Source organism: Bradyrhizobium sp. USDA 4452 (genome assembly GCF_054063575.1).
The window spans coordinates 543,945-557,723 of record NZ_JBSSGK010000001.1 but is presented as its reverse complement, the minus strand read 5'-3'; the positions used below and the strand labels follow the sequence as shown (position 1 = coordinate 557,723).

Sequence of the window (13,779 nt, the reverse complement as noted above, 5' to 3'; positions counted from 1 at the left end):
TACAGGGCTCTCGGTTCCACCGGGTTCCAAACTATTTCGAGGCGTCGGACGGCTGGCCGGCGAGGTACTGCTCCAGCCAGTGGATGTGATAGTCGCCCTCGATGATGTCAGGCTCGCGCACCAGCGCGCGGAACAGCGGCAGCGTCGTCTCGATGCCGTCGACCACCATCTCGTCCAGCGCCCGGCGCAGCCGCATCAGGCATTCGCCGCGGGTCTTGCCGTGCACGATCAGCTTGCCGACCAGCGAGTCGTAATAGGGCGGGATCACGTAGCCCTGATAGACGGCGGAATCGATCCGCACGCCGAGGCCGCCCGGCGGATGGAATTGCGTGATCCGACCGGGCGAGGGACGGAACGTCTGCGGGTTCTCCGCATTGATGCGGCACTCGATGGCGTGGCCGATGATCGCGATATCGCTCTGCTTGGCGGGCAGCTCGCCGCCGGCGGCAATCCGGATCTGCTCCAGCACCAGATCGATGTCGGTGATGCTTTCGGTGACGGGATGCTCGACCTGGATGCGCGTGTTCATTTCGATGAAATAGAACTCGCCGTCCTCGTAGAGGAATTCGATGGTGCCGACGCCGAGATACTTCATGTCCCGCATCGCCTTGGCGCAGGTCTCGCCGATCCTGGCGCGCGCCGCGGCCGCGAGCACGGGCGAGGGGCCTTCCTCCCAGACCTTCTGGTGACGGCGCTGCAGCGAGCAGTCGCGCTCGCCGAGATGGATGGCGCCGCCGCGGCCGTCGCCGAGGATCTGGATCTCGATGTGGCGCGGCTTCTGCAGGTATTTCTCGAGGTAGACCGAGGCGTCGCCGAATGCCGACTTGGCCTCGTTGGCCGCGGTCGTGAGCGCCAGCGCGAGATCGGCCTCGGTGTGGGCGACCTTCATGCCGCGGCCGCCGCCGCCGGCCGCCGCCTTCACCAGCACCGGGAAGCCGATCTGCTTGGCGATCGCCATGGCGTCGTCGTCCGCCGTCACTGCGCCGTCCGAGCCGGGCACCACGGGAATGCCGAGGCGCTTCGCGGTCTTCTTGGCCTCGATCTTGTCGCCCATCAGGCGGATGTGCTCGGCCTTCGGCCCGATGAAGCCCAGATTGTGGTCGGCGAGAATCTCGGCGAAGCGCGCATTCTCGGACAGGAAGCCGTAGCCGGGATGCACGGCGTCGGCGCCGGTGATCTCGCAGGCGGCCAGCAGCGCCGGCACGTTGAGATAGGAGTCCTTCGACGGCGGCGGGCCGATGCAGACGCTCTCGTCGGCGAGCCGCACATGCATGGCGTCGGCGTCGGCGGTGGAATGCACCGCGACGGTTGAGATGCCGAGCTCCTTGCACGCCCGGAGCACGCGAAGCGCGATCTCGCCACGATTGGCTATGAGGATCTTGTCGAACATCGCAGCGCCTGACGTTGACGGAAGCTATTCAATGATCACGAGCGGTTCGCCGAATTCGACCGGCTGGCCGTCCTCGACGAGGATCTGCGTCACGGTGCCCGCGCGCGGCGACGGGATCTGGTTCATCGTCTTCATCGCCTCGATGATCAGAAGTGTCTGGCCGGCCGTCACTCTGGTGCCGACTTCAATGAACGGCTTGGCGCCGGGCTCCGGCGCCCAATAGGCGGTACCGACCATCGGCGAGGGCACGGCGCCCGGGTGTTTTGCGAGGTCGGTGGCGGCAGCAGCGGCAGCAGCCGGAACCGCCACGGCGGCCGGCGCAGCGACCGCATGCACGGCGGCAGTGGGCACCGATGCGGCGATGCTGATGTTGCGTGCGACCCGGACGCGCAGGCCGGCGCGCTCGATCTCGATCTCGGTGAGGTTGGTCTCGGCAAGCAGCAGCGCGAGCTCGCGAATGAGGACGCTGTCGTCGCTCTTGGTGTCGTTCTTGGACTTTGCGGCTGATTTGTCGTCTGGCTGGCGCGCCATGTTGTTTGATCCGAAATCTCTGTCTGGTGACGGGGAACGTCAGGATTGACGATTAAGTCTTTGCCTTCGCACCGATCCTGGTGGCGAGGCCGATGATCGCAAGCCGGTAGCCGTCGATCCCGAAGCCGCAAAGTGACGCGAAGGCGGCTTTAGCAGTGAACGAGTGGTCCCGGAAGCTCTCGCGGGCGTGGATGTTGCTGACATGGACCTCGACGGCGGGAATCTTGACTGCGACCAGCGCGTCATGCAGCGCGATCGAGGTATGGGAGTAGCCGCCGGCGTTGATGACGATGCCGACCGCTTTCTTGGCGTGGGCCTCATGGATGAAGTCGATCAGTTCGCCCTCGCGGTTGGACTGTCGGCAGTCGGCAGTCAGCCCGAACTGGCGCGCAGTGTCCGCGCACAGCTTCTCGACGTCGGCGAGGGTGGCATGGCCGTACGTCTCCGGCTCGCGCGTCCCCAGCAGGTTGAGGTTCGGGCCGTTCAGCACATAGATCGTTCCGGCAGCAGCCATTCCAAAATTTCCTGCCAAAATTTCCTGCCAGAGGTTCCGGCCAATGGTCCCGATAAGGGTTCCGACAAGGGGTGAAGTGGGCCGGGTTATAGGTAACAACCGGCCGCAGGGGAAGTCTTTAGGTGGAATCGGAACGTGTCCAACAACTTCTCCCAGGCTATCAGGTACTTGCCGTAACCTGCGGAAATTGCTGATTAACCAAATCCTGCGGAATGTAGCCTCATGGAGCGCGCTGCGCAGCCATCCACTGCCGTCTGGGGCTGTGGCCGAACGCAAAACCCCGCCCCAATGGGGCGGGGTTGCGAATGGGCGAGGACCCGTGGCGGCACCCTCGCGCCTGAGGCCGGGTTAGCCCTCGATGATGTAGACGATCTCATGGGTCTCCGGCTGCACGATCACGTAGCGGCCATGGACCAGGATGAACTCGTAGCCGCGCCACTGCGGATAGATCGACACCACCCGCTCCGGCAGCGGATAGAAGTGAACGTCAGCCGGGACTCGGGTGCCGACCGCCACGTTGAAGTTCACGTTGGTGGCTTCGGTGACGTGCTCCGACTTAATTGCGGTCGAGATCTGGGTGCGCTTCTCGGCCGGCGGAGCCGCGGTAGCCGACGTCGCAGCGTTGCCGGTCGTGGTCTGCGTGCGGCTTGTGTCGTTGGTCTGCGCGCGATTGGTGTCGGTCGGGCTCTTGGTCTGAGCGTTCTGGTTGGTGGTGGCGCCGCTCTTGTCGCGATTTTCCGCGGCGTTGTTGCGCTCGCGGCCCTCACGGCTCTCCGCGTTCATCTTGCCGCTCTTGTCGCGCTCCTCGGCCTTCATGTTACCGTTCTTGTCGCGGCCCTCCGCCTTCATCTCCTTCGAGCTCTCGCGTGAGCCCTTGGTGGCCTCGTTCTCCGAGCTCATGCCCTTCGACTTCTGGGTGCTGTCCTCCGCGCCCTTGGTGGCCGTTCCCGACTTCTCGGACTCGGCGCCCTTCGCGCTCGGGGACTGACCCGTCGTGGAATGCTCGGAACCCTTCATGCCGCCCGATTCGTGCTGCATCGTGCCGGACGATGCACCACCGGACGGTGCAGAGTGCTGCATGGTCGCACCGCCGCCGGCCCCGGATTCCCTGTTGGCGCCGCCGGCGCCCTGTGCATTCGCGAAGCCGGTGCCGGCGATCAGGGCCGCCGCAGCGACCGAAATCAGAAAGCGTTTAGACATCGTAAATTCCTCCTCGTAGTTCAGCATTGCCCGCGCCGACAACGGGAGAGGATGTGCGATGTTCCTGTTGAATTGCGGTTCCCCGCGGTTTGTTTCTTGTGTGAATGCGCGATGAACAATCTGCGCTTCAGCCGCGGGCCCAGTCGAACTCCATGCTCGCAAGATCGAGCTGGCCGTTGCATTGGGACCGTCGTCGCGCGTTGCGAGGCCAAGGCATGCGCGCGGCCTTCACTGTTGGTGAGGCCTCTTGCGGCCGGCATGGAGCAGGTTCGATGCCGCCAATAAAAAATCCGGCTGCCAGAGGCAGCCGGATCTTGTCGGGTGAACGAGCTGTGTCGAAGCAACGATCAGCAGGTCGCCTTGCCGCAGCGGGCAATCCCGATCTTCTCCTTGAGGCCGTCGACGCCGACCGCTCCGATCACGACCTGCTTGCCGATCACGTAGCTCGGCGTGCCGTTCATGCCCATGGATTCTGCGAGGCGGAAGTTCTCCTCGATGGTCGCCTTGACCTCGGGGCTTGCCATGTCCTTCTCGAGCTTGGTCATGTCGAGACCGACGTCCTTGGCGACCGCCAGCGCGCGCGCCTTGTCGGCGGCGCCGCGGCCGCCCAGCAGTTTCTGGTGAAACTCGAGATACTTCTTGCCGGTCGGATCCTGCATGCGCACGGCGACCGCGACTTGCGCCGCCTCGACCGAGCCCTGGCTCAGCACCGGGAATTCCTTCAGCACGACCTTGAGCTTCGGATCCGACTTCATCAGGTCGAGCATGTCGGACATCGCGCGCTTGCAGTAGCCGCAATTGTAATCGAAGAACTCGACGAAGGTGACGTCGCCGTCCTTGTTGCCGATCATGACGCCACGCGGCGAGTTGAAGATCGTGTCGGCGTTCTTTGCGACGCTCTGCTCATGCTTCTCGGCTTCGGCGGCGGCCTGCCGCTTGCTGAGCTCGTTCATGGCCTCTTCGAGCACCTCGGGATGCGCGATCAGGTAGTTGCGCACGATGGTCTCGATGTCGCCGCGCTGGGTGTCGTTGAAGCTCTGCGCGGACGCAGTCAACGGCGTGGCGCAAATGCCGAGCGCGAGCAAGGCAGGGGCGAGAAAACGAAGCGCTGGCATGACAAAATCCTTGTTCGAGGTGGCCCGAAATACGGCAGGGCCGCGGGCCGGTTTCGGTGATCGTTGTATGGAACTACGGTTTATTTCTAGTTGTTTTTCTGACCCGGCATCGGCTTGGCGCTCACAATGTCGTCAGCTTTGACCCAGCCGGGCGTACCGATCGCGAACCGCGTCTTGGCGCGCGAGGCAAGTTCGCGGGCGGTCTTGTTGTCGCCCCGCAGATAGGCGGCCTGGGCCGAAGCAAGGTCGGCCTGGGCATAGTCGCCCTTGCGGCCGTAGGCCATCGCGAGCTGGGTATAGCCGAGCGGCGCCTCCGGCTCGCGCGCCACGGCGGCGCGCAGCATGCTGATCGCATCGTCGGTGTAGGCCTTGTTGTCGGAGGCGACCAGGGCTTGACCCAGCAGCATCTCGATCAGCGGGGAGCTGTTTGAGAGCTGCACCGCGCGGCGCAGCGGCGCGATGGCCTCGGCGGGCCGGCCGCCTTCGAGCAGCGCCTGGCCGCGCAATTCATAGAAATAGGGATTGTTGGGCTGGACCTGGATCAGGCCGTCGATCTGCGCGATCGCCGAACGCAGGTCGCCGTGCAGATAGGTGGTGATCGCGCGCGCGTAGCGCGCCGGCAGGCTGGTGTTGGACAGGGGATAGCGGCGGTAGACCGTGTCCTGCCGCTCCATGAAGCCCGAGATCTTGGCGCGCATCATGTCGTGACGCAGCTGCAGCGCCGGATCGTCCTTCTTGTCCCAATAGGGGCTCGACCGCGCCATCTCCGCCAGCGCCGAGACACGATCGACCGGCATCGGGTGCGATTGCAGGTAGGGGTCGGCACCGCGCGCGGCGAACAGGCTCTCGTCGGTAAAGCGCTTGAACGTCTCGTACATGCCCTTGGCGGACTGCCCGGTCGCGTTCAGGAACTTGACGCCGGCGCGGTCGGCGTTCTCCTCCTGCTGGCGCTGGTAGGACAGCAGCGTGCGCTGAATGACCGACTGCGGTGCCGAGATCGCGGCGGCTCCTGCGCTGGAGAGGCCGTTGCCAACGCCGCCGCCCGCAGCGCCTGCGGCCAGCGCACCGACGCCGAGCAGCATCGCAATGATCATCTGGGTCTGCGCCTGTGCCAGTTGCTCGCGCATCTTGGCGAGATGGCCGCCGGCCAGATGGCCGGTCTCATGCGCCAGCACGCCGATGATCTGGTTCGGCGTCTCCGATTGCAGCAGCGCGCCGTAATTGACGAAGATGCGGCGGCCGTCGGCGACGAAGGCGTTGAACGAGCCGTCGTTGATGATCACGATCTGGATGTTCTGCTTCTCGAGACCCGCGGCGCGCAGGATCGGCCGCGTGTATTCGCGCAGCAGCTGCTCGGACTCGGTGTCGCGCAGCACCGGCGGACCCTTCTGCTGGGCCCGCGCAGGGACGATGGGACCGACGGCGAGCGCAGCCGCAGTCAATAATGCGGTCAGCTTGGAGGTCTTGGTGCGCAGCGTGAGGCGGAGCAGCATGGGCGATCTATCGGCGATGGCTGGCCGCGCCGCGGCAAGGTCCGGTTCCCGACCCGACCGGATCAGGCGCGTGGCACAGTCTGTTGTTTTTGCAGTTCTTCTTCACGCGAACCGGGTATGCACTTGGCCTGAAAGCGTTATAAGGAGCCACCGAATGCGGCCAGTCTGGGGCGGTAGCCGGTAACGGGAACCCGAATTCGGCAGCGGCCGTGCAATAGCAGAAATCCATGCGTGAATCGACACCGAGAGACCGCCTGAACAGCCTGTTGACAGCGTCCGGCCGGAGCGACGTTCCACCGTTCATGGTGATGGACGTGATGGCCGCCGCGGCGCGAATCGAGGCCGCGGGCGGCCACGTCATCCACATGGAGGTGGGGCAGCCCGCCGAGGGTGCGCCGAAGCCGGCGATCGCGGCCGCGCAGGCCGCGCTGGCCGGCGGGCGGATCGACTACACCTCGGCGCTCGGCATTCCCTCGCTGCGCGCGCGCATCGCCCGGCATTACAGCGACACGTATCGCTGCGCGATCGATCCGGAGCGCATCATCGTCACCACCGGCTCGTCGGGTGGCTTCATCCTGGCGTTTCTTGCGATGTTCGAGCCGGGCGACCGGGTCGCCGTCACCGTGCCCGGCTACCCGCCGTATCGGCATATCCTGACCGCGCTCGGCTGCGAGCCCGTGCTGATCGAGACCTCCGGCGACACCCGTCACGCGCTGACCGGGGAGGCTCTGCTGGCCGCCCATCGCAAGGCGCCGCTGAAGGGCGTTTTGGTCGGTAGCCCCGCGAATCCGACCGGCACGATGATGTCGCGCGAGGCGCTGTCGAGCCTGATGGCGACCGCCGACAGCGCGGGCATCCGCTTCATCTCCGACGAGATCTATCACGGCCTCGACTACGCGTTTCCTGCGGTGACGGCGGCAGAGCTGTCGCCGAACGCGCTCGTGATCAACTCGTTCTCGAAGTACTTCTGCATGACCGGCTGGCGCGTCGGCTGGATGGTGGTGCCCGAGGTGCTGGCGCGGCCGATCGAGCGGCTGCAGCAGAACCTGTCGATCTCGGTGCCGACCCTGTCGCAGATCGCCGCCGAAGCGGCCTTCGAGGGCCGCGAGGAGATGGAAGCGATCAAGCGCGGCTATCAGGAGAACCGCCGCATTCTGATCGAAGGCCTTCCCAAGGCCGGGTTGACCAAGTTCCTGCCGGCCGACGGCGCGTTCTATCTCTATACCGACGTTTCCGACTTCACCTCGGACAGCTTCGCCTTCGCCAGTGAGATGCTCGAGAAGGCGCATGTGGCGGCGACCCCCGGCGTCGATTTCGATCCGATCCACGGCCGCGCCTTCATCCGATTTTCCTATGCGCGTTCGGCGGCGGAGATGCAGGAAGCGGTTGCGCGGATCGCGCATTGGCTTAAATAGCCCGCGAAGTTCGACAGCCTTCCGTCTTGTCAGACTGATCGATTTCGCATCCGGCGCCGTGATTTCGGCTGCGCGGTGCGCGGCAGATCGTCGCGGATAAGCGGCAGGCGCCAACAGTTCCGGTTTGACTCGAACGGCCAAGTTGATCTTGGCTATTTCCGCCATTTCTGAGGGGGAGTGACACATGGCAACGGCAACCGTTGCCACGGCTTCACCGGCGCCTGCCGGCAGCAAGCCGTGGTACAAGATTCTCTATGTGCAGGTTCTGATCGCGATCGTGCTCGGCGCGCTGGTTGGCGCGTTCTGGCCGTCGCTTGCCACCAACGAGTGGATCAAGGCGCTCGGCGACGGCTTCATCAAGCTGATCAAGATGGTGATCGCGCCGATCATCTTCTGCACCGTGGTCTCCGGCATCGCGCATATACAAGATGCCAAGAAGGTCGGCAGGATCGGCGTCAAGGCGCTGGTCTATTTCGAGATCGTCTCGACCTTCGCGCTGGTGATCGGCTTGCTGGTCGGCAACATCGTGAAGCCGGGCGCGGGCTTCGGCGGCGCGGCGGCGAACGCCCAGGCGGTTGCCGGCTATGCCAAGCAGGCGGAGGCGCAGAAGAGCGTCGACTTCGTGCTGCACATCATCCCGGACACCGTGGTCGGCGCGTTCGCGCAGGGCGAGATCCTGCAGGTGCTGCTGTTCTCGGTGCTGTTCGGCTTTGCGATCATGGGCCTCGGCGAGCGCGGCCACACCATTCGCTCGTTCATCGACGATGCCGCGCACGCGGTGTTTGGCGTCATCTCGATCGTGATGCGGGCGGCGCCGATCGGTGCGTTCGGCGCGATGGCCTTCACCATCGGCAAGTTCGGCACCGGCGCGATCCTCAACCTGATGGGACTGATTGCGACGTTCTATCTGACCGCCGCGCTGTTCGTGCTCGTCGTGCTCGGCATCATCGCGCGGATCGCCGGGTTCTCGATCTTCAGGTTCCTGGCCTACATCAAGGACGAGCTGCTGATCGTGCTCGGCACCTCGTCCTCCGAGAGCGCGCTGCCGTCATTGATGGAAAAGCTCGAACGTCTCGGCTGCTCCAAATCCGTAGTCGGCCTCGTGGTGCCCACGGGCTATTCGTTCAACCTCGACGGCACCAACATCTACATGACGCTGGCGACATTGTTCATCGCGCAGGCACTGGGCTACGACCTTTCGTTCAGCCAGCAGCTCACGATCCTGGTGGTGGCGATGCTGACCTCGAAGGGCGCCTCCGGCATCACCGGCGCGGGCTTCATCACGCTGGCGGCAACGCTTGCCGTGGTCGATCCGCGGCTGGTGCCGGGCATGGCGATCGTGCTCGGCATCGACAAGTTCATGAGCGAGTGCCGCGCGCTGACCAATCTGTGCGGCAATGGCGTCGCCTGCGTGATCGTCGCCTGGTGGGAGGGCGAGCTCGATCGCGACAAGCTCAATGCCAATCTTTCCCGGCAGATCGACCCGACCGACATGGAGACCGCGCTGACGACGGACTAGCTCGACGTCAGAACCGGTCCAACCGATACGGCGAGGTGTCCACGGAGGATGCCTCGCCGTTCATCGTTTCGGCCAGCACCCGCGCCGTCGCGGGGCCGAGCGTGAAGCCCTGATGGCCGTGACCGAAATTCACCCATAGCCCGCGATGTCGCGGCGCGGGCCCGAGCACCGGCAGCATGTCGGTGGTGCAGGGGCGGGTGCCGAACCACGGCTCGGGCTCGACCCGGCTGCCGATCTCGATCAGTTCGCGCGCCGCCGTCTCGGCATAGCCAAGCTGGATCGGCGTCGCCGGAGCATCGGGGCTGGTCAGCTCCGCGCCGGTCGTGATGCGGATCCCCTTGGCCATCGGCGCCATCGCATAGCCATTGGCGGTGTCGACCAGCGGCAGGTCGAGCGAGCGGCCGCCCTGGTAGTGCATATGGTAGCCGCGCTTGCGTACCAGCGGGATCCGGTAGCCGAACTTGCGCAACAATTGTGGTGACCACGGCCCGAGCGTGACGACGACATGGGCGGCATCGATCCGGCCGCCGGTCGTCTCGACCGACCAGCCGGTGGCGGTCTCCGCCAATGTCTGCGCGTCGCCGCGTAGCAGCGTCCCGCCCAGACGCTCGAACAGTCCGGCATAGGCCGAGACGAGACCGCCGGGGTCCGACACGGTCCAGGGCCCGAGCCAGTGAATGGCGCCGGGCAGGTCGTCGCGCAGCAACGGCTCCGCCTTGGCGAGTTCGCGGCCATCGAGCACGCGAAACGTCACGCCGAAGTCGCGCTGGTTCTCTTCGGCGACCGCGATCGCCTGCGCCAGCGCCGCCGCGTCGCGATGCAGGAGGCGATAGCCGGCGCGGCGGATCAGATTGTCGGCATGGGCATCGCGGATCAGCGTGTCGTGCTCCGCGGTGGCATAGGCGATCAGGCGCGCCCAGGCGATGGTGGCTTCGCGATGCCGTTCGGGCGTCGAGTTCCACCAGTAGCGCAGCAGTGGACCGGCGTGCTGCGGCAGCGAGGCCAGGCGATAGCGCACGTCGTTGGTGCGCCCCATCGCGATCCTGGCGAGGACAGCCGGATCGCGGGGCATCGGATAGGGGCGCACCGCCTCGCTCTGAATGATGCCGGCATTGCCGTAGCTGGTCTCGCGGCCAGGCTCCTTGCGGTCGACGAGCGTCACCGACCAGCCGCGGCGTTGCAGGTGCAGCGCCGTGCTGACGCCAACCATGCCGCCGCCAAGAACGATCGCGCTTTGCATCGGGATCCGTCTCCGTCAGGCTCCGCCACGCCGGTGTCTGACGAACGGATGGCCTGTCCAATAAAAACGCCCGGCGTGAACCGGGCGTTTTGACTTGCGGGTGGTGCTAGTTGCCGCCGCCGAACCGGCGCGACCACCAGCCCTTGCGGGCCGGAGCCTCGGCCGCGGCGGCTGGCGCCGGCTCCGCTGCGGCGGGCTCGGGCGCAGGAGTTGCTTCTTCTGCGGGGCTCTGGACCAGAGCGGGTGCCGCTGCCTCGGGCTGCGGGCTCGATCCGAAGCTGACCTTTTCACGCACCGTCGAGCGGCGCCGCTGCGCGCGGTCGCTTTCGGCGGCCGTGTCGTCGGCGGCTGCGCGCGGTGCCTCCGGCGCAGGTGCTGCAACGGATGCGACAGGCGCGGTCTCGACCGGCTGCCAGTCCGGCGGCGAGACCAATTCCGGCTGCGCGAGCGAGGGAGCCGGCTCGGTGTCATGGCTGTCGAAATCGGCGACCGCATCGGCCGCCTCGGGCGCTGCCGCCGGGCTCAATTCGTCGGAGATCGATCCGGCGAGACCGTCATCCGGTCCGCCACTGCCGCGACGGCGGCGGCCGCCACGACGTCCGCGGCGCCGCGGGCGGCGATCGCCGTTGGCGGCCTGATCGTCACGCCCTGCGCCCTGCGCTTCGTCGCCTTCGTCCTCATCGCCTTCCGCTTCGCCCACGGCAACCGCCTCGGTGCCCTCGGGCAGGACATGCATCAGATCGCCGTCCTCGCGCGGCTGCTGGGCGCCGTCACGCGGCTCATTGGCGCCACCACGGCCGCGACGCCGGCGGCGGCGCTTGCGGCGCTGGCCGTCGCCTTCGCTCTCGGCGGCACCTGATTCCTCGCCGGCCGCCCGATCATCGGCGAGGCCTTCGGTCTCGTCGGTCTCGATCTCGGCCTCGTATTCGAACAGCTCTTCCTCGTCATCGGCCTCTTCGACCTGGGCCGGCGCAGCGGCGGCCTGCGCGGCCAGCAGCGCCTTGGCGGCTTCGAGCGTATGCACCTGCTCGCCGCGATCGATGACGTAGGATTGCTGGCCGTGCACCGTGGCGTCGGCCACGATCGACAGCGAGACGCGGAAGGAGTCCTCGAGGTCGCGCAGATGGCCGCGCTTGTGGTTGAGCACGTAGAGCGCGACGTCGGTGCGGGTGCGGACCACCAGATTGTGAGTCGCGCCCTTCATCAGGATCTCCTCGATGCCGCGCAGCAGCTGCAGCGCCACCGACGAGACCGAGCGGACGTGGCCGCTGCCGCCGCATTGCGGGCAGGGCTCCGTCGAGCTCTCCAGCACGCTGGCGCGGATGCGCTGGCGCGACATTTCCAGCAGGCCGAAATGCGAGATGCGGCCGACCTGGATCCGGGCACGGTCCTGGCGCAGGCAGTCGGACAGCTTGCGCTCGACCGCGCGGTTGTTGCGCTTCTCGTCCATGTCGATGAAGTCGATGACGATCAGGCCCGCGAGGTCACGCAGACGCAATTGACGCGCGACTTCTTCCGCGGCTTCCAGATTGGTCTTGAGCGCGGTGTCCTCGATATGGTGCTCGCGCGTCGCGCGACCGGAGTTGACGTCGATCGAGACCAGCGCCTCGGTCTGGTTGATCACGATGTAGCCGCCGGAGCGGAGTTGCACTGTCGGCGAGAACATCGCGTCGAGCTGGCTTTCGACGCCCATGCGCGAGAACAGCGGCTGGCCGTCGCGATATTGCTTCACCGCGCGCACATTGGCCGGCATCAGCATCTTCATGAAGTCGCGCGCTTCGCGGTAGCCGGCTTCGCCCGCCACCTGAATCTCGTCGATCTCCTTGTTGTAGAGGTCGCGCAGCGAGCGCTTGATCAGCGAGCCTTCCTCGTAGACCAGGGTCGGCGCCTGTGACTTCAGCGTCAGGTCGCGCACCGTTTCCCACATCCGGATCAGGTATTCGAAGTCGCGCTTGATCTCCGGCTTGCTGCGGGAGGCGCCGGCGGTGCGCAGGATGATCCCCATGCCCTCGGGCACGTCGAGGTCCTGCACCACTTCCTTCAGCCGCGAGCGGTCCTGGGCGGAGGTGATCTTGCGGCTGATGCCGCCGCCGCGCGCGGTGTTGGGCATCAGCACGGCATAGCGGCCGGCGAGCGAGAGATAGGTGGTCAGCGCGGCGCCCTTGTTGCCGCGCTCTTCCTTGACGACCTGCACCAGCATGACCTGCCGGCGCTTGATCACTTCCTGGATCTTGTACTGGCGACGGGGGCGGAACGCGCGCTCCGGAACCTCCTCGAGCACGTCGTCGCCGCCGACGGACTCGACGACATCCTCTTCCTCGCCGTCATCCTCGTCGTCGTCTTCGCCGGCCTCGTCGCCATGCACGGCCTCGGGTGCGGAGACGTCCGCGAGCGCCGCGTATTCTGCGACGCCATGCTCATCGGCCGCGGCGAGAACGTCGTCGGCGGCCACATACGGCGCGTCGTCGGCATGGGCGGCGTTTTCCTCGACTTGTTCTTCATGCGCCCGCTCGGGCTCACGATTGACCTCGGAGGCCTCAACGGTCTCCGGCGCGGCCGACGCAACGGAGGCTTCGACCACCGCGACGACGGGATCGGACGGCGCGTCGGCTGCCGGCGCCTCGCTCGTGACCGGGGCGTGGTCGTGATCGTGCGCATGATCATGGTCGTGACGATCATGATCGTGATCATCGTGGCCATGATCGCCGTGACCATGGTCATGGTGCTCGTGATCGTGGTGATGCTCATGGTCGTCGTGATGCGCATGATCATGCGCCTCATGCTCGTGACCCTCGTAGGCGGCGACGCCATGCTCGTGATGCCCGGCATCATGTTCGTGATGCTCGGCATCGACGGGATGCTCGTGAGCCTCGGCAACGGCCTGCGCCTGCGCGTCGACGGCACCCTCGATCACCTCGCTCTGGACCCGCTCGCCATGGCCGCGGCGGCGGGCATTGCGATGGCGCGACCGGCGGCGATGGCCGCGGTTCTCGTGCTCTTCCTCGGCCTCGCGATGGGCGCGCTCGTCGGCCTCGATCAGCGCCTGACGGTCGGCGACCGGGATCTGGTAATAGTCGGGATGGATTTCGCTGAAGGCCAGGAAGCCGTGCCGGTTGCCGCCATACTCGATGAAGGCAGCCTGCAGCGACGGCTCTACGCGCGTAACCTTGGCGAGGTAAATGTTGCCGCGCAGTTGTTTGCGCTGGGCGGTCTCGAAATCAAACTCTTCGACGCGATTGCCACGGACCACGACGACCCGGGTCTCTTCCGGGTGGGTGGCATCGATCAACATCTTGTTGGGCATTTTGGAACTCTTGACGGCGGCGGGCGCGGATCATGGCGCGCGCAAACTGCGCCGCCCG

Annotated in this window: 10 protein-coding genes; 2 read left to right on the top strand and 8 right to left on the bottom strand. The window is 66.1% G+C overall.

Translation table 11 applies throughout. From position 1 onward, the window contains the following. Window positions 1-31 precede the first annotated feature (31 nt). From accC to ACVISU_RS02855, 6 genes are all read right to left on the bottom strand, one after another. Window positions 32-1,390, bottom strand: a complete 1,359-nt coding sequence (accC, locus tag ACVISU_RS02880; RefSeq protein WP_050401350.1) for an acetyl-CoA carboxylase biotin carboxylase subunit — start codon at window positions 1,388-1,390, stop codon at window positions 32-34. Window positions 1,391-1,414: 24 nt separating this feature from the next. Then, window positions 1,415-1,921, bottom strand: a complete 507-nt coding sequence (gene accB / locus ACVISU_RS02875) for an acetyl-CoA carboxylase biotin carboxyl carrier protein (protein ID WP_063695150.1) — start codon at window positions 1,919-1,921, stop codon at window positions 1,415-1,417. Between the two features lie 52 nt (window positions 1,922-1,973). Beyond that, window positions 1,974-2,435 (bottom strand): type II 3-dehydroquinate dehydratase, encoded by a 462-nt coding sequence (gene aroQ / locus ACVISU_RS02870; protein WP_050404066.1) that lies wholly within the window; start codon window positions 2,433-2,435, stop codon window positions 1,974-1,976. Between the two features lie 348 nt (window positions 2,436-2,783). Beyond that, the gene (locus tag ACVISU_RS02865) at window positions 2,784-3,635 is read right to left on the bottom strand and encodes a DUF1236 domain-containing protein (protein WP_456705953.1); all 852 of its coding nucleotides are present in this window, start codon (window positions 3,633-3,635) and stop codon (window positions 2,784-2,786) included. Between the two features lie 347 nt (window positions 3,636-3,982). Next, entirely contained in the window at window positions 3,983-4,750 is a 768-nt protein-coding gene (locus ACVISU_RS02860; protein WP_050404068.1) for a DsbA family protein, read from the bottom strand. Between the two features lie 86 nt (window positions 4,751-4,836). Then, complete coding sequence (locus tag ACVISU_RS02855) at window positions 4,837-6,243, bottom strand: M48 family metalloprotease (protein ID WP_050404069.1); 1,407 nt, start codon at window positions 6,241-6,243, stop codon at window positions 4,837-4,839. A gap of 227 nt (window positions 6,244-6,470) precedes the next feature. Between ACVISU_RS02855 and ACVISU_RS02850 the strand changes: the two genes are divergently transcribed. Further along, window positions 6,471-7,658 (top strand): pyridoxal phosphate-dependent aminotransferase, encoded by a 1,188-nt coding sequence (locus tag ACVISU_RS02850; protein WP_456705952.1) that lies wholly within the window; start codon window positions 6,471-6,473, stop codon window positions 7,656-7,658. A 184-nt stretch (window positions 7,659-7,842) separates the two neighbouring features. Then, entirely contained in the window at window positions 7,843-9,177 is a 1,335-nt protein-coding gene (locus ACVISU_RS02845; protein ID WP_050404071.1) for a dicarboxylate/amino acid:cation symporter, read from the top strand. A 7-nt stretch (window positions 9,178-9,184) separates the two neighbouring features. Here ACVISU_RS02845 and ACVISU_RS02840 read toward each other — a convergent pair whose 3' ends face one another. Then, the gene (locus ACVISU_RS02840; protein WP_456705951.1) at window positions 9,185-10,417 is read right to left on the bottom strand and encodes an FAD-dependent oxidoreductase; all 1,233 of its coding nucleotides are present in this window, start codon (window positions 10,415-10,417) and stop codon (window positions 9,185-9,187) included. 106 nt (window positions 10,418-10,523) lie between these two features. Continuing rightward, window positions 10,524-13,721, bottom strand: coding sequence for an Rne/Rng family ribonuclease (locus ACVISU_RS02835; RefSeq protein WP_456705950.1), 3,198 nt, complete (start codon window positions 13,719-13,721; stop codon window positions 10,524-10,526). Window positions 13,722-13,779 lie beyond the last annotated feature (58 nt).

Excerpts from the sequence above, each read along its gene's own strand:
- accC (WP_050401350.1), bottom strand. The coding sequence starts at position 1,390 with ATGTTCGACAAGATCCTCATAGCCAATCGTGGCGAGATCGCGCTTCGC.
- accB (WP_063695150.1), bottom strand. The coding sequence starts at position 1,921 with ATGGCGCGCCAGCCAGACGACAAATCAGCCGCAAAGTCCAAGAACGAC.
- aroQ (WP_050404066.1), bottom strand. The coding sequence starts at position 2,435 with ATGGCTGCTGCCGGAACGATCTATGTGCTGAACGGCCCGAACCTCAAC.
- ACVISU_RS02865 (WP_456705953.1), bottom strand. The coding sequence starts at position 3,635 with ATGTCTAAACGCTTTCTGATTTCGGTCGCTGCGGCGGCCCTGATCGCC.
- ACVISU_RS02860 (WP_050404068.1), bottom strand. The coding sequence starts at position 4,750 with ATGCCAGCGCTTCGTTTTCTCGCCCCTGCCTTGCTCGCGCTCGGCATT.
- ACVISU_RS02855 (WP_050404069.1), bottom strand. The coding sequence starts at position 6,243 with ATGCTGCTCCGCCTCACGCTGCGCACCAAGACCTCCAAGCTGACCGCA.
- ACVISU_RS02850 (WP_456705952.1), top strand. The coding sequence starts at position 6,471 with ATGCGTGAATCGACACCGAGAGACCGCCTGAACAGCCTGTTGACAGCG.
- ACVISU_RS02845 (WP_050404071.1), top strand. The coding sequence starts at position 7,843 with ATGGCAACGGCAACCGTTGCCACGGCTTCACCGGCGCCTGCCGGCAGC.
- ACVISU_RS02840 (WP_456705951.1), bottom strand. The coding sequence starts at position 10,417 with ATGCAAAGCGCGATCGTTCTTGGCGGCGGCATGGTTGGCGTCAGCACG.
- ACVISU_RS02835 (WP_456705950.1), bottom strand. The coding sequence starts at position 13,721 with ATGCCCAACAAGATGTTGATCGATGCCACCCACCCGGAAGAGACCCGG.